This is a genomic window from Sphaerospermopsis sp. LEGE 08334 (genome assembly GCF_015207205.1).
Taxonomy (GTDB): Bacteria; Cyanobacteriota; Cyanobacteriia; order Cyanobacteriales; family Nostocaceae; genus Sphaerospermopsis.
This window is the reverse complement of sequence record NZ_JADEXH010000041.1, coordinates 26,032-50,608: the sequence shown is the minus strand read 5'-3', so window position 1 is coordinate 50,608 and position 24,577 is coordinate 26,032. Positions and strand designations below refer to the sequence as shown.

The 24,577-nt window shown below is 38.2% G+C and carries 23 protein-coding genes; 12 read left to right on the top strand and 11 right to left on the bottom strand.

Annotated features, from left to right (window positions below; genetic code table 11):
- Positions 1–540 precede the first annotated feature (540 nt).
- Together IQ237_RS20320 and hetF are read right to left on the bottom strand one after the other, a co-directional pair.
- Positions 541–879, bottom strand: coding sequence for a P-II family nitrogen regulator (locus IQ237_RS20320; protein WP_096571842.1), 339 nt, complete (start codon positions 877–879; stop codon positions 541–543).
- A 128-nt stretch (positions 880–1,007) separates the two neighbouring features.
- Positions 1,008–3,530, bottom strand: a complete 2,523-nt coding sequence (gene hetF, locus IQ237_RS20315) for a cell division protein HetF (RefSeq protein ID WP_194058480.1) — start codon at positions 3,528–3,530, stop codon at positions 1,008–1,010.
- Between the two features lie 1,772 nt (positions 3,531–5,302).
- Between hetF and IQ237_RS20310 the strand changes: the two genes are divergently transcribed.
- Positions 5,303–6,145 (top strand): lysophospholipid acyltransferase family protein, encoded by an 843-nt coding sequence (locus IQ237_RS20310; protein ID WP_194058478.1) that lies wholly within the window; start codon positions 5,303–5,305, stop codon positions 6,143–6,145.
- Positions 6,146–6,217: 72 nt separating this feature from the next.
- Here the strand turns inward: IQ237_RS20310 and IQ237_RS20305 are convergent, their stop codons facing one another.
- Both IQ237_RS20305 and IQ237_RS20300 read right to left on the bottom strand, forming a co-directional pair.
- On the bottom strand, positions 6,218–6,826 hold the full coding sequence (locus IQ237_RS20305) for a hypothetical protein (protein WP_194058476.1): 609 nt from the start codon (positions 6,824–6,826) through the stop codon (positions 6,218–6,220).
- 223 nt (positions 6,827–7,049) lie between these two features.
- A complete protein-coding gene (locus IQ237_RS20300) occupies positions 7,050–7,640 on the bottom strand; it encodes a thylakoid membrane photosystem I accumulation factor (protein ID WP_194058474.1) in 591 nt (196 codons plus the stop codon).
- Positions 7,641–7,946: 306 nt separating this feature from the next.
- Here IQ237_RS20300 and IQ237_RS20295 point away from each other — a divergent pair, with 306 nt between their 5' ends.
- On the top strand, positions 7,947–9,284 hold the full coding sequence (locus IQ237_RS20295) for a Mur ligase family protein (protein ID WP_194058472.1): 1,338 nt from the start codon (positions 7,947–7,949) through the stop codon (positions 9,282–9,284).
- Positions 9,285–9,391: 107 nt separating this feature from the next.
- Here IQ237_RS20295 and IQ237_RS20290 read toward each other — a convergent pair whose 3' ends face one another.
- Together IQ237_RS20290 and IQ237_RS20285 are read right to left on the bottom strand one after the other, a co-directional pair.
- The gene (locus IQ237_RS20290; RefSeq protein WP_194058470.1) at positions 9,392–9,802 is read right to left on the bottom strand and encodes a hypothetical protein; all 411 of its coding nucleotides are present in this window, start codon (positions 9,800–9,802) and stop codon (positions 9,392–9,394) included.
- Positions 9,803–9,864: 62 nt separating this feature from the next.
- A complete protein-coding gene (locus IQ237_RS20285; protein WP_194058468.1) occupies positions 9,865–10,638 on the bottom strand; it encodes a hypothetical protein in 774 nt (257 codons plus the stop codon).
- A 274-nt stretch (positions 10,639–10,912) separates the two neighbouring features.
- Between IQ237_RS20285 and IQ237_RS20280 the strand changes: the two genes are divergently transcribed.
- The 3 genes from IQ237_RS20280 to IQ237_RS20270 all read left to right on the top strand — a co-directional run bounded on the left by IQ237_RS20280 (position 10,913) and on the right by IQ237_RS20270 (position 12,604).
- A complete protein-coding gene (locus tag IQ237_RS20280; RefSeq protein ID WP_194058466.1) occupies positions 10,913–11,182 on the top strand; it encodes a hypothetical protein in 270 nt (89 codons plus the stop codon).
- On the top strand, positions 11,179–11,607 hold the full coding sequence (locus IQ237_RS20275; protein WP_194058464.1) for a putative toxin-antitoxin system toxin component, PIN family: 429 nt from the start codon (positions 11,179–11,181) through the stop codon (positions 11,605–11,607). The genes IQ237_RS20280 and IQ237_RS20275 overlap by 4 nt, the downstream gene beginning before the upstream one ends.
- A gap of 193 nt (positions 11,608–11,800) precedes the next feature.
- Entirely contained in the window at positions 11,801–12,604 is an 804-nt protein-coding gene (locus IQ237_RS20270) for a type 1 glutamine amidotransferase (protein ID WP_194058462.1), read from the top strand.
- 221 nt (positions 12,605–12,825) lie between these two features.
- On the opposite strand, the gene IQ237_RS20265 is transcribed toward IQ237_RS20270, so the two are convergent.
- From IQ237_RS20265 to IQ237_RS20255, 3 genes are all read right to left on the bottom strand, one after another.
- Positions 12,826–13,557, bottom strand: coding sequence for a hypothetical protein (locus IQ237_RS20265; protein ID WP_194058482.1), 732 nt, complete (start codon positions 13,555–13,557; stop codon positions 12,826–12,828).
- A gap of 89 nt (positions 13,558–13,646) precedes the next feature.
- On the bottom strand, positions 13,647–14,480 hold the full coding sequence (gene thiD, locus IQ237_RS20260; protein WP_194058460.1) for a bifunctional hydroxymethylpyrimidine kinase/phosphomethylpyrimidine kinase: 834 nt from the start codon (positions 14,478–14,480) through the stop codon (positions 13,647–13,649).
- A gap of 135 nt (positions 14,481–14,615) precedes the next feature.
- The gene (locus IQ237_RS20255) at positions 14,616–15,047 is read right to left on the bottom strand and encodes a hypothetical protein (protein WP_194058458.1); all 432 of its coding nucleotides are present in this window, start codon (positions 15,045–15,047) and stop codon (positions 14,616–14,618) included.
- A gap of 123 nt (positions 15,048–15,170) precedes the next feature.
- On the opposite strand from IQ237_RS20255, the gene IQ237_RS20250 reads away from it, so the two are divergent.
- Both IQ237_RS20250 and IQ237_RS20245 read left to right on the top strand, forming a co-directional pair.
- Complete coding sequence (locus IQ237_RS20250) at positions 15,171–17,021, top strand: S8 family peptidase (protein ID WP_194058456.1); 1,851 nt, start codon at positions 15,171–15,173, stop codon at positions 17,019–17,021.
- A 119-nt stretch (positions 17,022–17,140) separates the two neighbouring features.
- The gene (locus tag IQ237_RS20245) at positions 17,141–17,371 is read left to right on the top strand and encodes a hypothetical protein (RefSeq protein ID WP_137666090.1); all 231 of its coding nucleotides are present in this window, start codon (positions 17,141–17,143) and stop codon (positions 17,369–17,371) included.
- Positions 17,372–17,566: 195 nt separating this feature from the next.
- Here the strand turns inward: IQ237_RS20245 and IQ237_RS20240 are convergent, their stop codons facing one another.
- The gene (locus IQ237_RS20240) at positions 17,567–19,006 is read right to left on the bottom strand and encodes a carotenoid oxygenase family protein (RefSeq protein WP_194058454.1); all 1,440 of its coding nucleotides are present in this window, start codon (positions 19,004–19,006) and stop codon (positions 17,567–17,569) included.
- Between the two features lie 246 nt (positions 19,007–19,252).
- On the opposite strand from IQ237_RS20240, the gene IQ237_RS20235 reads away from it, so the two are divergent.
- The 5 genes from IQ237_RS20235 to IQ237_RS20215 all read left to right on the top strand — a co-directional run bounded on the left by IQ237_RS20235 (position 19,253) and on the right by IQ237_RS20215 (position 23,238).
- Entirely contained in the window at positions 19,253–20,593 is a 1,341-nt protein-coding gene (locus IQ237_RS20235; RefSeq protein ID WP_194058452.1) for an alkaline phosphatase, read from the top strand.
- Positions 20,594–21,358: 765 nt separating this feature from the next.
- Complete coding sequence (locus IQ237_RS20230; RefSeq protein ID WP_194058450.1) at positions 21,359–21,760, top strand: hypothetical protein; 402 nt, start codon at positions 21,359–21,361, stop codon at positions 21,758–21,760.
- Positions 21,761–21,845: 85 nt separating this feature from the next.
- Positions 21,846–22,466, top strand: a complete 621-nt coding sequence (locus tag IQ237_RS20225) for a 4Fe-4S single cluster domain-containing protein (protein ID WP_194058448.1) — start codon at positions 21,846–21,848, stop codon at positions 22,464–22,466.
- A 273-nt stretch (positions 22,467–22,739) separates the two neighbouring features.
- Positions 22,740–22,991 (top strand): hypothetical protein, encoded by a 252-nt coding sequence (locus tag IQ237_RS20220; RefSeq protein WP_194058446.1) that lies wholly within the window; start codon positions 22,740–22,742, stop codon positions 22,989–22,991.
- Entirely contained in the window at positions 22,972–23,238 is a 267-nt protein-coding gene (locus tag IQ237_RS20215; RefSeq protein WP_194058444.1) for a Txe/YoeB family addiction module toxin, read from the top strand. Before IQ237_RS20220 ends, IQ237_RS20215 begins: the two co-directional genes overlap by 20 nt.
- Before the next feature lie 26 nt (positions 23,239–23,264).
- On the opposite strand, the gene IQ237_RS20210 is transcribed toward IQ237_RS20215, so the two are convergent.
- On the bottom strand, positions 23,265–24,521 hold the full coding sequence (locus IQ237_RS20210) for a dihydroorotase (RefSeq protein ID WP_194058442.1): 1,257 nt from the start codon (positions 24,519–24,521) through the stop codon (positions 23,265–23,267).
- Positions 24,522–24,577: the final 56 nt, after the last annotated feature.

The following is a 24,577-nucleotide window of genomic DNA, read 5'->3' as shown; positions in this document are numbered from 1 at the left end:
TTGAGTTTTATTTAACTTGAGTTTTGTTTTGATGGATAAAAGCATTGGTGAATCTTAATAAATCACTTATAGGTTTGTCCATGAGTGTACAGGTTTGTTTAGTAAACTGTCAACTTAGGACAAGCTCTTTTAGTATAGCCGTACACAGAGTATTTAGGACATCAATTAATTATGAAACTCTGACTACCACAGGGTTTTACTCCTGACTCCTGACTCCTGACTCCTTGATCTCCTGACTCCTACTACATAGGGTTTGCTGAATAAAGCGCAACCCTTTATAAATCAAAGGTTTGAGGTTGATAAAGAGGAAAAAAGTGCAAGACTTTTGAAGGGTATACCTGAAAAACCGTGCATTTTGAAACCAAGAAATCCCAAAATGGGGGGATGACAGATAGCTAAAACTGTTCCCTGTTCCCTGTTAAGAGTTCCCTGCCTCCACGAAAAGACTTTCTCAGCAACCCCTACATAGCACAACCAAAGCATAAAAGGCGCTGCTGAACAAGAAAATTCAACAACGCCCAATATCTACATATTCAAAACTTACACAGCTTCGGTGTTCTTCTCACCAGTCCGAATCCGTACAACCTGCTCAACAGGGGAAATGAAGATTTTACCATCACCGATTTCACCAGTGCGGGCGGCGGAAATGATTTTATCAACCACCATATCTACTTGGTTATCTTCTACAACAATTTCCAACTTCAGTTTTTGTAAGAACTCAACCGTATATTCCGAACCTCGATAGCGTTCAGTTTGACCTTTTTGCCGTCCAAAACCACGGACTTCCGAAATTGTCATTCCCACAATTCCCGCATTAACCAAGGCAATTTTTACCTCATCCAGCTTAAATGGACGAATAATAGCTTCTACTTTTTTCATTTTTTTCAATTCCTAACTTCTCAGAGCGTTGTTTATATATCTAACCAGATTCGTTGTCTAAAGCTGTAAATCAAGCTCTACTTGTTTCCGATGAGTTATGTCACCAGTCACCAGTCACCAATCACCAATCACCTCTTTTCCTGTTCTTGTAGCAGCGATCGCCAATCTGCGATCGCCTGATCTGTCCACAGCCAATTTTGCGCTAATTTATCCACTGTAAACTTTACAGGTTCATTCTGAATTACCATTTGACGCAGTTTAATTGCTTCTTTAATATATTGTCCTTGTTTATCAGCAGGTTGATTATTTGCAGATTTATATAAACCCAAAGCTAATCCTGCATAAGCCGTTAAAGCCTCTGAAGGCATGATAGTATTAGCGTCTGGGGTTGTAATCAAGGTTGTATTCTGATCTTTAAGTGCTAAATTCACAGACTTAAACCACGCATCATTAGCCCGATTCAAATTTCCCTCTGCATAGTAAGCAAATCCCAAAGCATTGTTATACAGAACCGAATCAGGGCGATCCCGCACAGCAATTTCCCAATAACGACGGGCATCATCAATACTGTATTTTTTATCTCTTGTTTGGGCAAATTGCCAAGCCAATCGTCCACGGAAAAAATACACAGATGGATTTTCGCTTTGTTTAGCAGGAACTAATGCTAAAGCCGTATCTGCTGATTCTAAAGCGCCACGATTGAGTAATTCTGCCACAGCGTCTAGCCCAGCCTGTAAATTACCTTGGCTCAATTCTGCTGTAGCTTTAGCAGTAACAATACCTGTTGATGATTTTTTTAAATCAAAGGGTGTTGTTTTTGACTCAGGAACAGTCGGAGTAGGAATAACTGGAAGTTCAGGAACTACAGACTGGCGCTGATTCCACCACCAACTTAAACCAATGATCACAGCCAAAGCACTTGCGCCCAAAATGCCTAAAATTGGCCATGGCCGACGGCGACGTGGTTGCCGAAAAGATGGTAAAGGTATCTGTTGATAATTTACCTGATTACCTTCAACATTATTTGACGCATTATTGCTAGTATTGGTAGAAATTTGCACATTCTTTGGCGCATTCAGCGTGATTGGAGTTGGTTGATCTCCCCAAAAATCAAATTCTTCCTCCTGTTTTGCAGGTTGCTGTTCCTGAAGATGATTTTCGGTGACTGGTGACTCCAGTTCCGCCTTCATGGGCATTTCGGATACTGTTGGCGCTTGTTGATTCCCCAACTGGCGAAATAAATCCGCAACAATCGTTGAATCCTGATCATAACCGGGGTGATCATAATCAATTTCATCCATGAGATCCCCCCAAGTATCATCCTCCAGCCAATCTAACTCAGAAGGCTCTCTTGCCAACTCAGAGGACATCATCTCTTCCAGAGTTAAAGGTATTTCCAAATCATCTATCGCCGCCGCATACATGGCATTAGTAGATGCTCCCACAGGAGTCTGATAGTCGTTGAGGAACTCGGAACTAGCAGATAAACCTAATTGTGGTCTCAGAAAACCCTCAAATTCCCGATGCAAATACAACATCGGTAATGCCCAGTACATCTGGTGAGAACCATAGGCAGAAATTAAGCCCTGACGCACCCGACTCACACACAGATCCAAAGGATAGCCTTGGCTTAAGTTGCGGTAAAACAACTGTGTCAGCGTCAGCGCCACTTCATCGGGAATCCGTTCTGACATCGCCAAAACGCTGCTAATCCCTCTTTTCACCAAACTTTCCGTTAAGTTTCGTTCTCCTGTATCCCCAGAACCATCAGACTTAGCTCTATATGCTCCCAAACAAGAGTTAAACACTGCCATTTGGATATTATTATTCACCAACAAACCGGCTAAATCATCACCACTGAGGGTTTCTGTTAACCCAGTTCTGCGACTAACTAAATATATTTCCCCCCCATTAGCACCCACATTACTATGACCAGAGTAGTGAAGAACATGATATCTTGCCTGTTCTAAAGCTTGGGTTAACTCTTCTCTTCCTGGTTGATCCAAGACAGTCAATTCAATTTCTGGCAGATAAATACCATTTTCCACAGAGCGGGGGGCTTGGCGGTGCATTTCTTCTTGTAGGTTGATTGCTTCTTGTTTGAGCAAATCCAGACGGGCTTGATCTGTGGGGGAAGAAATCACCATTAACACTCTTATTCCGCTTTCGTCCTGTGGTGTGGGTAGGTTGCGTGTTGGTAATCTTGATGTGGAAGGAATTCCACTTTGATAACGGGAAAAAGCGATATAAGGACCGGTGGCTAAGGGGCGATCGCCTGCGTGCATCACTTCCCACGGCAACCGCGCTAACCGTGTATCTTTTAATCCCAAACGCAAGCGCAGTACCTGTTGTTGGTTCTGGGCAATGCCTTGGGCAGTAATCCAACTATCTCTGAGAGTGCCTTGAAACAGTGCATTATATAATTGTTGACCCAGTGCCACCAAGTTTACAGAGTTTCTGGCTATAGCATCCCCCTGTAGCACTGACTGTAAAGGGTCATTCATTAAATGTCCTGCGGCCGCTAACCACTCAGCCACTGGCCAACTCACCAGTTCTTCTGCCAATGGCACCCCAGGTGCGACTTGTTCCGTCCGCACCAAGTAGTCATTTTGCCCTACTGGAGTCACGGAAATGTGAAATTCCTGGGTCACAACTTCTCCTGTTTGCCTCCTAAAATCCGGTTCTCACCGTGAAAGTTTCTAGTCTTTTCTCTCTAACTGATACTTTAGAAGCATCTTGTCGAGGATTGTTTCTGTTTTTAGGTTGTTTCGCCTTCAAGTGCTGGTACAACTTTATCCGGATTGGATTACTTCCAACTAGAACACTTTATTGGTAGATGCACCTTGATCTTCAACTCCCCTGGTAGGTTAACACCTACTGGGGGTTTTCTTTTCAATTTTGGCAAAAAAAGCAATGTTTGACCCAAGAATTTCTGCTCAACTGTATAGAAAATCAAATCCTGATAACTAACTCCCCTAACCAGCTACTAGCCATAGGAATTTTTTCGCTAAGTGACAAGCACCTAAATTTGCTGAAATTTATCCGGAGCATAGTGCATTAAATGAGAACGTTTAGATGGTAGATGCACCCTGATAATTAATCTCCCCTATTTGGTTCACACCAATGGGGGTTTTTTATTTGGTTGACAAGGATCAATCATGTAAATACAACCCAATTTTCCGGAAATAATATTAAAACCAATGAACATTTAACCAGTAGATGCACCCTGATAACTAATCTCCCCTGGTTGGCTAACACCGCTAGGGGTTTTTTATTTAATTACCAAATATCAATCATGAAAAACCAACCAAATTTTCCGGAGTCTGACATGAAAACCAAGAAGATACAAATTAGTAGATGCACCCTGATAACTAATTTCCCCTGGTTGGCTAACATCAATTGGGGGTTTTTTATTGGTTTCACAACCCATCAAACCAGAATTTATAAACAATAATAATGATGCACTTCAATTGTTCCGGAGGATGGTGTGAAAACCAAGAAGAACCAAATTAGTAGATGCACCCTGATAACTAATCTCCCCTGGTTGGCTAACACCACTGGGGGTTTTTTATTCAAAAATAAAAACAAACTTCCAGGAACAAATTTATCCGGACGATGGTTCTGTACCTGGGAACATTAAATTGGTAGATGCACCCTGATAACTAATCTCCCCTAGTTGGTTAACACCGATTGGGGGTTTTTTGTAGACAACAGCGAGTTGTCCGCCACAAGTGCTTTTCTCCTCTTTTGTCTACTCAGTGTTGGCTTCCAGTTTACTCCTGTTTGCTGCCAAATGCCAAGCCTAATTTTGTAATTCCTGTGATTTTATTTTCAGCTTCAGCCCAATTTCAGAATGATTATAGCGATATATAATAGGAATCTTAATAATTTTTATATAATTCATGCCTGTGTGATTTTCTAGATATCTGTTAACATTTTATGACATAAGAGGAATCCGGTTTGATTCCCAACATTATCGGTAGAGGCAGGGAACAGGGAATAGAGAACATTTGTACTGATTTTCTTCAAACATCAAATGGGACAAGTTTTGCCCAAAATAACCAAGCTTGACGAAAAACCTGATTCATACTGTATTCTAAAATCTCATTAAGTTGTACTTATAGCAAGATTCAGTAGGGGCAAACCCCCTGTGGTTGCCCTCTTTCATGATAAATTGGTGTCCTAACCACTCTGTCCACGGCTATAACATTAGACCTGTCCGAAAATTAAAAAGGCAGTCTGTGTATGGCTTTGAGGATGTTCTCATTTCAGCCAGACTTGACGTAATCATCAGGGCTAGAGATAGTTACTGTTAGTATAGCCCGGAAAAAATGCCGATGCTTATTTCATCTTCGGTAGAACAACGGTATATTTTCCATTTACCGTTCTACCATTTTTTCGTTATATAGTTCGGACAGGTCTAATGTTTCAACTACAACACACCCAAAACAGAAAACCAGGATGGTCTTTGGATGAACGAGATCCAAAGTTCATCGAAAATATCATGCCTATATTGGGCATTTTATACAACTACTATTTTCGCGTCCAAACCAGTGGCTGGGAAAATATTCCAGAGGGAAAAGTTCTGTTTGTCGGTTCTCACAATGGCGGTTTGGCATCCCCGGATACATCCATGATGCTGTACGACTGGTTACGCCGGTTTGGTACACAAAGACCTATTTACGGTTTGATGCACCCCAAAGTTTGGGAAGTTTTTCCCCCAGCAGCGGAAATGGCCATGAAAGGTGGTGCTATTATGGCTCATCCCAAAATGGCTTATGCTGCTTTTAAAGCTGGTGCTAGTGTGTTAGTTTATCCTGGTGGTGCGGAAGATGTGTTTCGACCCCATCAAATGCGGGATAAAATCTATTTTGCCGAACGTCGGGGTTTTATTAAGTTAGCACTGCGGGAAAATGTCCCCATTGTTCCCGCTATTTCCTGGGGGGCGCATGATACCCTGATAGTTTTGGCTGATTTGTATAATATTATGCAGCAATTCCATAAATGGGGAATGCCTTGGTTGTTTGATGTTGATCCTTTAGTGTTTCCGGTTTATTTAGGTTTACCTTGGGGTTTAGCAGTGGGACCATTGCCGAATATTCCTTTACCTGCGCGTATTTATACCAGAGTTTGTCCACCTATTGTATTTGAACGCTATGGAAAAGAAGCCGCAAGCGATCGCAAATATGTGAATGAATGCTATGAATTAGTCAGAAGTAAAATGCAGGAAGAACTAGATAACTTAATCAAAATAGCCAGTAAATGAGGTTACAGGTGACAGGTGACAGGTGACAGTAATAAGTTTACCAATTACCAATTACCAATTACCAATTACCAATTACCCAATAGGATAATTCCCAGGGTTAACTGCATGAATAAATTCACTTCCTGAATGTGGCCTTCCTCGTTTATACGCTGCTTCTTCTGGTTTTCCCCAACCCATCTGTAAAATTAATTCCAAAAAATTCGCATTTTCCCACTTTAAAAAACTTGCCCATTCTGTCCTTTGGGCGATTCTTTCTACATCTAAAGTATTAATTTTTTCGTGTTGTCTACCATTACTCAAACTTAAATATAAATCCATATCTGCTGTAACTTGATCCCAAAATTCCAACATAGAATTTTTCGCAGCTTTCAATATTTCCAAATCAGTATTTAACGCTATTAACTGCGCGTCAACCTCTGGATAATGGAAAGTTTTACCCTTCACAGTCAAATCTTTCCAAACAATTCCAGAAACTTGATTTTCGCGTTGATATTCATGAATAGAAGCTTTAAAATCTTGATAGGCAGTGAATTTTTGTAGCCCTTCCGTTGGGATAAACTGGTCTATAACTGGATTACCTGAAACCGTCACATCCAACTTTAGGCGTTCTCCTTTCAAGCAAGCTTGCCGTTCTGCTGCTAAAATTTGAATGAGTTCCAGCGTAGTATAAACTTTGTTCATTAGTTATTGGTTATTAGTTATTGGTCATTAATTATTAGTCATTAGTAATTTAACTATTATGTCTTGGTAAAAATAAAAATGCAGTATCAGAACCAACTAAAAATCCAAATCTGAATCTAAAATAAGTATATCGAAATTTTTACAGAGTAGTCTTGAGACGACTTTTGATATTAGCCTGAGAATTAATTCTCAGACCGTGTTACAATTACAAAATGTCTAGAGTTTACTGGCTCAACTCACTGCTATACTCATTAAATGAACGCTGTTTGAACTCAATAGACTGATCACGAGGTAACAAATTAAATACCTCCCTAAATTTATCATCTATTTCTTCAAAAGGTACTTGACCTTTTTTATTCAAAACAACCTTTCCCGACTGATCAAAAAGAACAACCTGCGGTACAACACCAGAATAATAATATCCTGGTTCTGTGGGTTCATAACTGTCCTTCACAGGAATAGTATCAACACTTACAGGAATAATTTCCGCAGCACGTCCATAAAATGCTTGAGTCTGGGAAATATACACCGCATACTGTTTACAATCGCTGCTATCATCTACATAAAAAGCCAGCATTGCGGGTTTATGTTCTGCTAAAGTCTGCGCTAAAGTTAGTTTGGAAGGAACTAGAGAACCATTTCCCGCAAAAACCACGAAAATATTACCTTCGTATCTGTCATCCTTCATACCTGCAAAAGCTGGTTGTATACCTACAATAAATAGGCAAAGCAGCAATAATAGACATTTTGACAGCAACCGTCGCCAGTTAGCAGTTATGTTATTTTGTAAAAAAAGCCAATTTATGCTACTCATCAACAAAAACCTTACTTAACACTTTTGCCTAGATATATCCTAGATATATAATTACATCTAGACGCTATTTTTTAACCATGACTTTTAGTGGTATTCTCTTTAGCAACAATTGGAAATTCTAAACTACAGAAAAAAATCTCTCTTAAACCCTCTTAACTTTGCGTACTTTGCGTACTTTGCGGTTAGTTCTAAAGCTGAATACTGATAACTGACTGCTGAAAGCTATAAATGACTGGTATTTTTTACCAATATTAGCTAAACTGGCAAAATTAATTTTGTAAATAAAGACATTACATAACAACTGCTGTGGGAAAGAAAATACAACTTATAGATAGAGTCAAACTGGGTTTAGCAGTATCTATCGCTAAAAGTGTGACATTTTTAGTACGTTCTTTGCGTCTTGGTGCTGCTAGTGTATTACCAGGTTCTATTGCGCGACGCATTGAACCCAGACTTTTACAATTATTAAGTCAACAAGTTAAAAACGGTGTAATTTTAATTGCGGGTACGAATGGGAAAACCACAACCGCCCTGTTATTATGTACAATTTTAGAACGTGCAGGTTACAAAATTGCTCATAATTCTACGGGTGCAAATTTAGAAAATGGTTTAGCGACTGCTTTAATAGAAAATACCAGTTTATTAGGTGCTTTAAATGTTGACTATGCAATTTTAGAAGTTGATGAAAATATCGTTCCCAAGGTTTTAAAACCTTTACAACCAAAAATTATTATCTGTTTAAATTTATTCCGTGATCAGCTAGATAGATATGGGGAAGTTGACACTATCAGTAAAAAATGGACAAAGGTAATTTCAACTTTACCAGAAACAACAGTAGTTATTCCCAATGCTGATGATCCAACTTTATCATATTTGGGTCAGCAATTAAATCAAAAAGTGTTATTTTTTGGTTTAAATGAACCAGAACATTATTTAGAATCAATTCCTCATGCAGTAGATTCCATTTATTGTCCCAGATGTGGACATTCTTTAGATTATCAAGGGGTTTATTTATCACATTTAGGAGATTTCACCTGTCCTAGTTGCGGGTTTAGTAAGAGTAAACCCAGTTTAGAAAGTAGTGAATGGTCACAGATTCTCGTAGGTTTATATAATAAATATAATACCTTAGCTGCTGCTACTGCTGCAAAAGAACTAGGAGTTGAAGAAGGGAAAATTAGAGAAACAATTAATAATTTTCAAGCAGCTTTTGGACGTGCGGAAGATTTGGTAATAGATGGTAAAAAGGTGAGAATTTTATTATCAAAAAATCCTGTAGGAACGAATGAAACTATTAGAGTAGTTACTCAAAGTCAGGATACAACTACATTGATGGTTTTAAACGATCGCACACCTGACGGAACAGATGTATCTTGGATCTGGGATGTTGATACAGAAAAATTAGTAGAACGGGGTGGAACTTTGGTAGTGAGTGGCGATCGCGTGTATGATATGGCGTTAAGATTGCGTTATAGCGAAAAATCTATTGACAGCAAAATTAACTTAATTGTTGAAGAAGATTTAAAGAAAGCTATTAACATCGCTTTAAAACATACACCGAAAAATGAAACATTGCATATACTTCCCACCTATTCAGCAATGTTAGAAGTGCGGGAAGTTTTAACAGGTAGGAAGATCCTTTAAAAGGATATTTTTTAAGTGGTATTTTGATATCCCTAAATCCCCCTTTTGAAGGGGGAATTTTAGTATTTTATCCCCCCTGTCTAAGGGGGTAATTGCTGGTTGCTGTTTTAGAAACGTGAAATCACAGCTGTCAGGGAAGCACCCATAGCCAGGATTAAAGCAGCTTGATATCCTCCAGCTATAGTTAAGGGTACTGCTATTAATCCCAATGCCAAAATAACACCCACCGTTGTGTTATTGTCCTTCAGGATCAACACAACGGATTGTACCCAATGTTGCATCGTATCTTGTTCTAAATTAGCTACTAGACTTGCTAATCTCTCTACAAATTCCATCATAGAAATAGAAGTGTTTTCAACAACATGAGTTTCTTCTGGTTTTTGCTCTTCTTGTTTTGCTAAACTATCTGTATTCTCAGAGAAATTTACTTCGGGAGATTCAACTTCATAGGAATCTGGTTCAGAAAATTCAGAGGAATTTTCATCATAAGGATGAGGATTCTTTTCGTTATGTGACATGATTAGAACATCCTTGAGTTTTGCACAGTGGATAAATTTTGTTTCTTGAGAGTTAATGGAACTCACACTAAATAACTGGTATTAGGAACAATTTGAAAAAACGCATATTCATACCAAGCAGTCCAAATAAAACTTCTAACCCAACGTTGATAGTTTTCAGGAGATAATTCATAATTAAACTCTCCATCAGAAATATCAATAGAAGATAAATGAGATTTACAACCACAACCGTGATGATAGGTAAAACCGTATTTTGAAGCAATACTTTGTACCTTCATTTGCACAGCAAAAACCTTACCTGAGTGTAAAATTGCATCCCAAGAACGTTTATGTTCAATATCCCGTTTGTCAAATCTTAAAGCACGTTCTTCAAATACATGATCTCGGTAAATTGGTGCTAAATGCACATGATAAAAACTTGCAGGTAAATCATATCCAAACTCGTTAAAAAGGTCAATTCCAATTAAAACAACCTTCACTTCATTAGATAAACCTTTGGATCTAACATCTGCTAAAATTTGTTGAAAATCTGGATATTGATCCTTTAAAAAATCATTTCCGTAGAACTCCAACGTTTCATAAGCTAACTTTTCAAACAACTGAGAAAACGCAGATTGAAAACCTGCTAACTCTGGACGTTCAGCAAATAAATCCACATCACCTTGCGCGAGTTTATATTGAAATAACTGCGCCATTTTCACATAAACATCAGGATTTTTAAAACCTACATTTGCTTTTCCAGCAGCGATATTTTGCCAAATATAAGGTAGTTGAGAAACGGAAACCGCATTTTCACCAGCAATTACAGTTAAATTGGGATTTTCAATTAGTTTCATAGATGATTTACCTTTGAGGATACTGACTACGATAATTTGTGATTATGGTGACAAAATGCTCAAAAAAACTGTTACCAAAAATACTAAATAAAACCAAATACTAATTATGACAGGGTGTAAAACGATAAAAAAGCAAGATCGTAAATTAAATTAACTACTGAATAGTAATTTTTACCCAATCGTGTAATATTTATGTTATAATTATTCAGACTTAGAATTATAATATTATTAACCAAAATAGAAGCTACACAAAAGAAAAGCAAAGGAGTAAAGAATGACTACTAAACTTATTGCAAAAGTCACATCAGAAGGAAAACTAGAAATTCCTCCAGAAATCTTACAGCAGTTGCAACCTGAATCAGAGTATGAAATAACTGTAACAGAAAGGTCTATTATTCTAGAAAAAAAATATAACTCAACAGTTGACTTAGACAAATTTCTGGAAGAACTAGACCAATTAGAACCAGATCCAGAACAACCTAGTTTAGAAGAAATTAGTGAAATTGTAAAAGAAGTTAGACAAGAATTATGGGGTAATAGATGAGAGTTGTTATTGATGTGAATGTTTGGATATCAGCTTTACTTTGGGGAGGTGTACCATCTCGTATTTTACATCTTTCTCGACAGAAACAACTAACTATTGTTGTCTCTCAATCCTTATTAGAAGAATTAGAGAATACTTTAAAACGTCCTAAATTCCAAGGTCAAATAAAAAAGCAAAATCGTACAATTGAATATTTAATGTCAATAACTCAAGGACTTTCTGAAAAATGTCCTAATATTTCCCTAGATGTAGATATATCCCAACTAAGAGACATGAAAGACTATCATATTTTAGCTGCTGCTGTATCTGCTCAAGCTGATTTTCTAATAACAGGAGATCAAGATTTATTAGTATTGAACCAATTTGCAGAAATATTAATTATGACACCTGCTGATTTTCTAAATACTAATTTTACATCTTCATAAATAAGAAAAATCAATAATAAAACCAACCCCAAATAACCCTCAAAACCCAAACCTTAATTCCTCTGTGTTCTCTGTGCCTCTGTGGTTCGTTAATATCATACCCCATCAACACCAAACAAATTATCTAAAAAATATTGAAAACTCCAAAAAATGAGTTAACATAAAACCCAAAATAAACATAAGTTGTCAAACAATGGAAATAATAATTGGTTGGTTATATCCCAAACTAATGAGTACCTACGGAGACAGAGGAAACGTCATCACCATAGAAAGACGCGCCCAATGGAGGGGATATGATGTTAAAGTAATACCATTAGATCAAAATGCCACCGCAGATGATATAAAATCAGTAGATGTAATAGTCGGTGGAGGAGCGCAGGACCGTCAACAAGAAATAGTCATGCGTGACTTACAAGGTGCAAAAGCTGACGCAATGCGAGATAAAATTGAAAACGGTACACCAGGAGTATTCACCTGTGGTTCTCCCCAACTTTTAGGACATTATTACGAACCTGGTTTTGGACAAAGAATAGAAGGTTTAGGAATATTAGACTTAGTTTCTATCCATCCAGGAGAAAATACAAAACGCTGCATTGGTAACTTAGTCATAGAAGTTACCGCTTCACGTTTAGCAAAAGAACTAGAAGCAATGATAGGAACAAAACCTTATTTAGTTGGGTTTGAAAACCACGGAGGAAGAACAAAATTAGGGAAAGTAGAAGCTTTAGGAAAAGTAGTTTATGGTTTAGGTAATAATGGAGAAGATGGTACAGAAGGTGCGTTTTATCAAAATGCGATCGCTACCTATTCACATGGTCCTTTATTACCAAAAAATCCTTTTGTTGCAGATTGGTTAATTCAAACAGCGTTAAATTTGAAATATCAACAAGAAATTACACTGACACATTTAGATGATACCTTAGCAATGCAAGGTAGAGAAGCAATGTTTCACCGTTTAAAAGTGAACTTACCAACAGTTGCTACAGTCAAAGTTTAATATCATATCTGTGAGGTTTGGTAATTGGTAATTGGTAATTGGTAATTGGTAATTGGTAATTGGTAATTGGTAATTGGTAATTGGTAATTAATAATTAGTTTATTAACTTCCTCTATCTAACTCCTGACTCCTTGATCTCCTGACTCCTTGATCTCCTGACTCCTTGATCTCCTGACTCCTTGATCTCCTGACTCCTGACTCCTTGATCTCCTGACTCCTGACTACTGATTACTATTTTGACCTTGATTTTGTAAAAAAGGACGTACAATCAAATAACCCGCACTAAACCCACCAATCATAATAAACACAATAGTAAAAAACAACCACCAACCATTCAACCCCCTAGACTCAGACTCTAGGGGTAAATAATAATGTACTTCTTGTTCTTCTATATACATTGGTTCTGATACCGGAAAATTCATATCCATCACAGGTACAGAAATAACCTCACGACGGACTTTTTTCGGTGGTTTGGAAGTTGGTTGACGTGGGGGAGGTGCTGTTTTTACTGTCTTCTTGTTAGGAACTTTACCTCCAGTGTTTTTACGTACTTTATCTTGAGCTTTAGGCGTATTTTTTACAGTTACATTAGGTCTAGGTGCAGCTTGATTATTTGGTCTATTATTTTGTGTATTATTTTGTGTATTATTCACATAACCATGATTTGGAGGAACAGTTGGAGAACTTGGTGTACTTGGTGGAGTTTGAGAACTTGGTGCAGAAGAGTCTACTAAGTTTTGCAGTTCTAAACAAGACTGAACAAGTTTGTTAATTTCTTGACGCAGTTGTTGATTTTCCTGGGATAATTTTTGATTATGGTTGGTGACTACATCTAACTTCGCTTGTACTGCTTGTAACTCCGCAACCAATTCCCGGTACACATAAACAGGTACAGATGGGGAATATCTGGGAGTAGGTGGTTTATTATGAAAATTAGTTGTAGTTGCTCTCATCTGCATATTGGTATAAAAATTAAGTTTTTAGATTAACAAAATATACTATCAGAGTAAAGTGATCCCGGAGAGGAAGTTTCAACCAATTTTTAACGTTTTTCCAACAACGGGAAAAAATGTCCCACAGGTCCACTTCCCTTCCCAATATCCAAAGAATAAGTAAGTGCAGTTGTCACATATTCCTTAGCTTCTTGTACCGCATTCCATAAATCTTTACCCAAAGCTAAATTAGCAGTAATCGCAGCAGATAAAGTACAACCAGTACCATGAGTATTTTTCGTTTCTACTTGTTTCGTCCTCAAAACTTCCAACCTTTCCCCATCAAACCAAACATCCACCCCTCTCAACTCTCCAGACATTCCCCCACCCTTTACCAAAACCGCTTTAGTCCGTAAACTTTTGTGTATAATTTCGGCAGCAGTTTGTATATCCTGCAAAGAAACAATTTCCAACCCGCTTAAAATCTGCGCTTCATAACGGTTAGGTGTAATAATAGCCGCTTGGGGAATCAATTCATCACGTAAAGTTTTCACCGCATCATCATCAATTAACTGCGCTCCTGTCCGTGATACCATCACAGGATCTACCACCAAATTATCAATTTGTAAAGTTCTCACTTCCTGCGCTACAGTTGAAATAATTTCTTGATTTAGCAACATTCCTGTTTTTGCAGCTTGCACACCAATATCTTCAACCACCGCCCGAATTTGTGCTATAACAGCCTCTGAAGGCATAGCATCAACCCGGATCACACCGAGAGTATTTTGGGCTGTAATACAAGTAATAGCACTTGTACCATGAACACAGTGAAAGGCAAAAGTTCTTAAATCTGTTTGAATACCCGCACCACCACCACTATCCGAACCAGCTATAGTTAAAGCTACAGGTATAAATTTTTGATTTGTTTTTTTATTGGTAGTCATTAACATTAACTCTCAATTTTAACAACATTAGACATCTCCGGAAATTAAATATGCATAACCTGAAACCCTTGGTAGGGACAACTCATGAATTGTCCCTACATCTTTTTCGGACAAGTCTATTAACAATATAAAAATTTACTCATTTGCAGAATTTAAATTTCCCAGAAATCCCTGCAAAAATTTACCCCATTCTGCTGCTAAAGGAATTTCTGTAAAGGGAACTCGTACTGATTTAGCAGATTCATAAAATACAAATTCTAACTCAATCACACGACCTTTTAAGGGAGGGTTTTCCATTTCCACTTGTTTATCATTTACCAACAAGCTAATTTTTTCAACATCTAATAAACTAAAAGTTTGCAGTTGAATAGGTCCTTTAGTAGTAGGTTTTCCCCAAGTGATATCATTACCTTTTTGAGCGAGTACAGCATAAATATCATACTTAGCCCGTTCAAACTGTTCTGCCCAAATTTTATAAGCTTCAAGTTTCTGATATTCCTGGGAACCTTGCCAAGCTAACCAGAAAAATGCGCCTAACAAAGGCAACCATAAAAGACCACGTTCCATAATTCGTAATTGGTAATTAGTAATTCGTAATTTTTCCTAGATTTTTTCTAGTCTCCACTGTCCCAAAAATACCACTATATGAGTTATCGTAGTGTGCAAACTGACAAAAAGCGATGAGTTGATATGAGAAGACTTATATTATTGTGCTTGTTTGTCATCGGCTTGGTTGCTGCCGTATTCGGATACCTGAATTTTCAGGGATTGGCAACCAAAGGTGAATTTGAGACAATATTACTGGATTTTCGGGAAGATTTACCAGCAACAGTCATAAAGCAAGACTTACAAGCGATCGCTCAACAATATAACATTACACCCAGACTGGATAACCAATTTTCAGCGGCTGATAATGTGTATATTATCAAAGGCGATCGCCAAAGATTGCAAGACCTGAGAAAATCAGCTTATGCCCAAAACACAGAATTTATCGAACCTAACTATATTTATACAGCAGTTCCCATCGGCGAAACTGCCTGGTTAGGAGACTTTCTCCGTCCTCAAGATGGAGATGAACAAGCAACTCCTTCCTTAACAGGTCCAAACGACCAATATTACAGCAAACAATGGAACTTGCACAAAATTGGTGTAGAAGGTGCATGGACCCGCACCAAAGGCAGTGGCGTTACAGTTGCAGTCATTGACACAGGTATCACCAAAGTCCGGGACTTATATGAAACCAAAATAGTCAAAGGTTACGACTTTGTAAACGACACCGAAACCGCCAAAGACGACAACGGACATGGAACTCATGTAGCAGGTACAGTCGCCCAAGCCACCAACAATAAATATGGTGTAGCTGGAGTTGCCTACGAAGCAAGTCTCATGCCCTTAAAAGTATTAAGTGCTGATGGTGGTGGTACTGTTGCTGATATTGCCGAAGCCATCAAATTTGCCGCCAATAACGGCGCAGACGTAATTAACATGAGCTTAGGTGGCGGTGGTGAAAGCCAGTTAATGAAAGAAGCCATTGAATACGCCCACAGAAAAGGTGTAGTCATCGTTGCTGCGGCAGGTAACGAAAGTACCGATGGTTCTAGTTATCCCGCCCGTTATCCTCACGTCATCGGTGTTTCCGCCTTTGGACCCGACGGGGAAAAAGCAGACTATTCTAACTTTGGTGCAGGAGTAGATATTTCTGCCCCTGGTGGTAGTGATGCAGGTGCTATTCTCCAAGAAACCATCAACGAAGAAGGCCAAGGCGTATTTTTAGGACTCCAAGGCACAAGTATGGCCGCCCCCCACGTGGCAGGAGTAGCAGCATTAGTCAAAGCAGCCGGAGTTACAGACCCAGAGGAAATTTTAAAAGTCCTCAAACAGTCAGCTAGAGCCATGCCAGAGGACGCATTAAACTATTATGGCGCTGGACAACTTAACGCTGAAGCAGCCGTTAAACTTGCCAGTGAAGGACAAATTAGCTTTAACGACTTTTTCCGGTGGTTAAGGGATAACGGCTATCTCAACCCCGGTTTTTGGATAGATGGCGGTGCTGTAGCCTTAATACCGAAAGTCCTCATGGTACTAGGTTCTTATCTTCTCGCTTGGTTTTTACGGGTTTACTTCCCCTTCACCTGGAGTTGGTCTTTATCCAGTGGTTTAATATTTGGTAGTTCTGGCTTATTCTTCCTCAAAGGAATTTATATCTTTGATCTTCCCCAGTGGCCATTCCGGGTTTTAGGTAGTTCTATTCCCGAACTAGGCAACAGTATACAAGGAACAGCAGATTTAAATCCCCTGTTTGCCAGTGTATTAATTCCCATGCTTTTAATAGCATTGCTATTAGGACATCCCAACTGGAAATGGTTTGCCATAGGTTCTAGCCTTGGTGTAGCAGCCTGTTTAATAGTTAGTGCTATTTATGATCCCGCAGTTTGGGGCTTGGGAGACGGCACTTTAGCCCGCATTTTCTTACTTGTCAATGCCCTACTGTGCTACGGACTAGCCCGTTTAGCATTGAAAAACGACGAACAACCAGCTTAGGAAGAGGTGACAGGTGACTGGGGAGATTTATGATTTTCCATCACAAAAGACATACAAATTTTACAGGATTCATTAATTTCCCAATCACCAATCACCAATCACCAATCACCAATCACCTTATGATCACAATTACAGGCAAAATAGAACGCCGAAATATTGGTCTCGGCGCTTGGGCTTTTGTTACAGATGATGGTGTTACTTACGAAATTCCTAAAAGTGCTGACAAAAATTTGCTCAAGTCCGGTCAAAAAGTTTCAATTACAGGAAAAATACGCGATGACATCATGACCACCGCTATGATTGGTCCTGTTTTACAGGTAGAATCTTTTGAAATAATTAATTCTGACTAGCTGCTGTGTCCAAAACCGTCTAAAGACGACTTCTAAACTCGCCTTTGGGATGTCCGAAGGCAGGAGATACAGCAGATTTCGTTATTATGAGGTACAAATTATCATCATGAAACTCTTGTGGGGTGGGCATCTGCCCCCCAAAGTGTACCTCATTACACCGGAAAGTGCTGTAAATATTTTTTCCCCAGTCACCAGTCACCAGTCACCAGGTTTCCAAGTACCGTGGAAACTATGGGGGATAACGCTGGGTAAACCAAGTTGACAAACAGGTTCTTCATTGAGGCGATCGCCATCAAATATCCAAACTTCGCTACTATCAGTATTACCATCATAAACCACTGTCAACACCCAACTTTGCTGAGAGTTTTGAGTATCTTCAATATAAAGAGGTTCAGAAGGATAAAAATTTTCACCAAAGTTTGCTTCTATTAAATTTCCATTTTCATGATCAAAACGAGCAATACTATTTAATATCTCACCTTCTGTATCTGTTCCTTCCCGAAAAATGGACATATAGCTATAACGAGAGAATTTACCGACATTTTTAGCTGGAACATGAGGAAATTCACAAGTTCTATTTAATAAAGTTGCAATTTCTTGTACTTTGCCAGTTTGCGGATTTAGTTTTACCCGTGTCAAGGAAGTTTTAGCAAAGGTGTGAGTTTCTCCTGTTGCTACTTCTCGCAAATATTCATTAGTTTGAAAATCATCATATTTAGCAAAATCAACAATTACATTACCACTATCATCAACATATCCATTACTAAAATGCCACTGAAACCAAGGTTCTGTTTCTCCCCGACTGACTAAAGATAAATTTTCTCTATCAATAACTATAATCTGATTTCCCTTTTCTGGTTGCCACGTCAAAGAATCACTGTAGCTACTCACCCCAAATAAAACAGGCCAAATATTTAACCGTACCGCCGGAGCCAAAAATATTAAATATTGTCCTGCTAAAACAAAATCATGGATAATCGGAAAACCTGCTAACGTAAACTTTGCTTGTTGAATAATTCTACCAGTAAAATCACTTTTATAAATATGCAATATGGCATTAAGTCCAGGAGTCATGCCAAAATTAAATATTTCTCCAGTTTGATAGTCAACTTTAGGATGAGCAGAATAAGGTTGTCCTTTAGTTAAACCACCTAAATTATTTAAACCTTTGGTTTCTAAAGTTTCTAAATCTAAAGCATAGGGGTTATCACCTTCCCAAAGTGCTAAAAGTTGCTCCGGTAATGCCAAAACCGAAGTATTTGCAGCGTTTTTCACTGGTTTTTGCCATTGATTCCAAATCGGACCCGGTGCAGTCATGCCATAATTACCATATAAGTATTTACCCGCAGCGGTTTCTTCTTGATAACCAGCAGTTTGCACATAGCGATAAACTCCCGTAGCACCTGCATCGGTAAAATGGACTGCTAAAATAGCCCCATCTCCATCAAACCAATGTCCTACGGATACACCACCTCGTTGTAATCTTGCTGCACCATTGCGGTAAAGTGTACCACGCAACCCTTCGGGAATTTTACCCGCAATTATTGGTAATTGAGTGGGGGGAAATTCTTTTGCCGGTTGGGATATGGCTTTTGCCCAGGTTTTTTTACTTGACTTTTTTTCAATTGTCTGCATAGTAATTTTACTGTATAGGTTTTTGTTTGTCCGCTGATAAACCTTTAATTTGCATAACCAGGGCGGGCAGGATGCCCACCCCACAAGAGTTTTAATTTTAGATAGTATGCAAGTTAAATGTCCAACAGCTTAATTACCATTTCTTAACAATTACCGATTAAAGTATGTATTGTCAAAAGACTGCTAACCCCCTACTGACTCCTGACTCCTTACGTTTGATTGTACCTATAGTTTCAATGTAAAGCAATGTTACGAAGATTGAATCAAAAAGTTATTGGTTTCTTACTTTTGGCTGTGATATCTGTCCTCAGTTATACACCACATATCTTAGCCAGTAATACCTCTATTCAAGGTAATGTGATCTTTATCCATCCAGATGGTACAAGTGCAGCGCACTGGGGCGCAACTAGAATACTCTACACTGGACCAGATGGCAGATTAAATTGGGATCAAATGTCAAATTTGGCTGTTTACTTGGGACACATGAAAAATCAATTATCTGGAACTTCCAATGGTGGGGCGGTAACTCATGCTACTGGGGTAAAGGTCAATGCTGACTCTTTTGGGTTGGATGAAAACGGTAAACCGGTGGTGGCGCTTTCTGGTAAACCACAGACAATTATGGAAGAAGCCATGAGTGCGGGTAAAGGAACGGCTATTATTAATTCTGGGATGATTCATGAACCGGGAACAGGTGCATTTTTAGCTAAATCTCCCAGTCGTCGCAATTTTGCAGATATTACTAAACAAATAGTAGAATCTGGTGCAGATGTAATTTTAGGTGGTGGGGAAATGTGGTATCTTCCCAAAGGAGTAGCGGGAAGACATTCCACTGCAACCCAAAGTCAAAGAACTGATGGGTTAAATTTAGTAGAAATAGCGAAAAAGAAAGGTTACACTGTTGTTTACACTCGTGATGAATTGTTGAAGTTACCAACAAATACTAAAAAGGTGTTGGGAATTTTTGCGGCGGATGATACCTATAATGATGAAACAGAAGAAAACTTGAAACAACGTAATTTACCGTTATATGTTGCTACTGCACCGACGGTAGGGGAACAGTTGGATTTAACGTTAAAGATTTTATCGCAAAAGGGTAAAAATTTCTTGATTGTTTTAGAAGAAGAAGGTAGCGATAATTTCGGTAATTATAATAATGCCATTGGTTGTCTCACGGCCTTAAAACGTGCCGATGATGCTGTTGGGTTGGCAATGAAATTTATTGAGAAAAACCCGAATACTTTATTAGTTACTGCCGCTGATAGTGATGCTGGTGGTTTAGAATTGGTGGGAGCAACAGAAAAAGATTTTCCCTTTAATAAACCATTACCAGAAAAAGGGAAAAATGGCGCTCCTTGGGATGGAAAAGAAGGAACAGGAACGTTACCTTTTATTTCTGCACCTGATAAACAGGGTAGACGTTTTCCCTTTGCTATATCATGGTCTGGTTTTGGGGATAATGCTGGAGGAATAATAGCGAAAGCGCATGGTTTTAATGCTGGGTTGTTGAAGGGAACGGTGGATAATACGGATATTTATCGGTTGATGTATCGGACTTTGTTTGGTAAGGAATTAGGGAAAAATTAAAACCTATCTCCTTTTCTGGATCAGGATTCACTTTAATAATTGATAATTGACAATTGACAATGAACAATTGATAATTACCCATCCCTTAAATTCACAAGATTGAAAATCGGAATTTCTTGCTTTTTCAACTTGAAATGGGAGGTTTTAAACCTTGAATGAAACAATTATCAATTGTCAATTATCAATTGATAAGTATTTCACAAAACATGATATAATTACATTTGTGAAAATAGTGATTTACTCGGAAAATAACAGTAAATTTTTAGTCAAATTGGGAGTAATTAAACAATGAAAATAGATAATAATACGTTAGATTTGATTACAGGAGGATTGGCGATCGCTATTCTTTTAGGTGGTATGGTGATGATGTTTACAACTGTATTCACTACCAAGAGATAAAAAAATTTACCTCACAACTTCCTCACAAACTAATGATAAATTCTCAATAGGATTAGTTGAAACAGTCTTTTTGTGAAGCGTAAACCATGAGATATTGTTCAATCCTCTTGATTTATCAATAGGTAAAACTTTTGACTTGTAATTTGACTTGTAAACTGTCACCTGCTATATCAATAGCGGATATTGTTGCCGTTAAACTGGATGCTGTTTCAATACTGTTCGGTTAAGGATTTTTGTAGGTTGGGTTTATCGTGTGGAAACCCAACAAACCCTTGTAAATGTTGGGTTTCGTTCCATTGCTTCGCAACGCTAACGCGAACAACCCAACCTACGTTATTTCGTTGTTTTGGGCTTAACCGAAAAGTATTGGATGCTGTTTCGTCAAATAAACTACGGCAAATTAATCGTCCTCTAGAGACAATTGATTTACCAAATATTATTGAGGGAATTACACAATTTAGACAAGAATATCAGGGAAGGATGGCAATACAAACTATGATTTTATCTGCCAGGAAACCAGAAACCCAAGCGGATTATATAGATTTGCTAAAAATTCTCCAACCTGATGAAATACAATTTAACATTCCTTCCCGTCCCCGTGTCCTAGTTAGTCAGTTAGAATCAAGAGGTAATGAAATTAGTGAATCCTGTGGTTATACTTGTCAAAGTTTAAAATTAATCTCCACAGAAGAACTAATTACCATCGCAGAGCAAATTCAAAAATTCACTAAAATTCCTGTGCGTTATCCCATATTAGGTGACAGGTGACAGGTGACAGTAATAAATTTACCAATTACCAATCACCAATTACCAATTAGCAATTACCCATTCCCTATTCAGGAGTCAAATAAATATGGCAACAACAACAGAAATCTTATCAGCACTGAAACAAATTCCCGAAGGATATCTTAACATCATGGGTTATGTTGATAAATCAGAAGTGAATGGTCCTGGTTGTCGCGCTGTGGTTTGGGTGCAAGGTTGTCCGCGTGAGTGTGAAGGTTGTTTTAATCCCGCATCTTGGGAATTTGAAATAAATCAATTAGTTGCGATTGATCAACTAGCTGAAGATATTATTAAAAACCCTGAAAATACAGGCGTTACTTTTTCTGGTGGAGAACCATTTTGGCAAGCTTCCGGATTAGCTAGTTTAGCACATAAAGTTAAAGCCGCTGGTTTAAATGTGATGGCTTTTACTGGTTTTACTTTGAAAGAATTACAATCTGAATCTGCACCTCCTGGTTCTCAGAAATTATTAGCAGAATTAGATATTTTAATAGATGGTCCTTTTGTCCAATCTTTAGCTATTAATTCTCCTTTGTCTCCGGTTTCTTCTAGAAATCAAAAAGTTCATGTTTTTAACCCAGAATTTAAAGATCAAATTAGTTGGGCGAGTGATCAAATAGAAGTTCATATTCTCAAAGATGGCGATCGCATTGTCACCGGTTATCAAGGTTGGTTAGAATTAACCTAATCGTCAGCATTCAGCTATCAGTAATCAGCTATTTTTCAGTCAGAGAGATACTGAGTTAATGAGATCAATTTCTAGCCTATTATTAATGTATTTCTTCTTTATGGCTGACTGCTGTTAGCTGACGGCTGAATGCTTACCGTTTTTAGGACATCTATTAATATAATAATGAAACTCCCACTACCTAATTCATTACAAAACTGCCTCAAAGCAAGTTACAATAAAATTACTACATCTGACTTTATACATCTGACTTTATCAGATTAATTAACCATTATGCTCACTGGAATTAAACAAAAGGCTATTGTTGGTAAAGATGGGAAAATTGAAATATCTACCACAGAATTACCAGCAGGAACAGTAGTAGAAGTTATCATCTTAGTAGAACCACCCATAGAAGAAGATGAAACTACTTATCTTCTCAAGTCAGAAGCTAATAAAAAACATTTGCTTAAAGCTATGGAAAATGTTGAACAAGGAAATTTAATTTATGTTGATTTAGATGAATATGACAAAAGTAGCATTTGAACCAGAAGCTTTTGAACAACTGGGTGCATGGGGAAAGGAAGATAAAAAGGTTTTTAAGAAAATCCTAGAACTAATTAAAGATATCCAAAGAGAACCATTTTCTGGTATAGGTAAACCAGAACCTCTAAAATATGAATTACAAGGTTATTGGTCACGACGAATTACAGATAAACATAGGTTAGTTTACAAAGTTGAAGAAGATTTATTGATTATTATTATTCTGTCCTGTAAATATCATTATGACTGATGAAAACTAATAACTGATAAATGAAATTAACACCAAGTTTGTAAAACTCGACCTTTAATTTCTTTGCCAAACCAAGGTGTATTATCAGCAAGTGAACAAAGATTTTGTCTATTAACTGTCCAGATTTTTTCAGGATCAAATAATGTTAATTCTGCTTTTTCACCAAGTTTAATCGCTTTCATTTCTTGTTGTAAACAAGCTGCTGCTTGATTACTCAAAACACGCCATAATTCTAAAGCTGTAAATTCTCCAGTCTCCACTAAATTTGACCACAATAATGGTAATGCTAATTCTAAACCAATTGCCCCCGGTGGTGATTCTGCAAAAGCTTGTACTTTCTCCTCATAAGTGAAAGCTGCATGATCAATAGCGATCGCATCTATCACACCTCCACGCACACCAGCACGCAAAGCTTTCACATCACTAGAATTACCTAAAGGCGGTTCTAAATGCAAGCTGGTATGATAACTCTTAATATCTGCGGTGTTTAATAATAGGTGCATCCAAGTGGTACTAGCTGTCACTGGTAAACCTTGAAATTTGGCTGTAGCAATTAACTCCACACTCCGCGCCGTGGAAACCCGCATAATATGTACCGGTGTCCTAATTTCCGCAACTAATTCCAACAAAGCCGCGATCGCACTGGTTTCCGCACTAGCAGGAATCGGGGGTAAACCGATACGCAATGCCTCCGCACCTTCACGCATTGCCCCATTTAAAGATAAAGAGCGATCGCAGGGAGAAAACGCCACAACTTTACCAAAAGGTTGCAGATATTCCAAAACCCGTCTGACTATACCCAAATTTTCCCAAGGTTTCCCATCCGTAAAACCCACAACTCCAGCAGTAACTAAATCCGCAAACTCTGTTAACTGTTTACCAGCTACATCTAAAGTCATTCCCCCCCAAACCTGAAGATGGGGTGAACCTTTCTCTACTCTTTTTTGCTGTAACTGTACCACTAAAGCGGGATTATCAATAGCTGGATTTGTATCTGGTAATACTGTTAACCTCGTAAAACCACCAGCTTGAGCAGCTTGCAAAAAAGAAACCAAAGTTTCTCTTTCTTCAAAACCAGGTTCGCTGGAATGACTATATAAATCAACTAACCCAGTACCGACAACCAAACCCCGACAATCTTTAATAACAGTATCGGCGCTAAACTCAGAAATTTCGGGAGCGATCGCTTGAATTTCACCCTTAACAATTAATACATCGGCTATTTGGTCAGTTTCCGAAACCGGATCAATTACCCTTACTTGTTGTAGAAGTTCATTTATCATATCTGTTTTAATACTTAAAATATCTGTTCTAGTGGTAATTGGTAGTTGGTGATTAG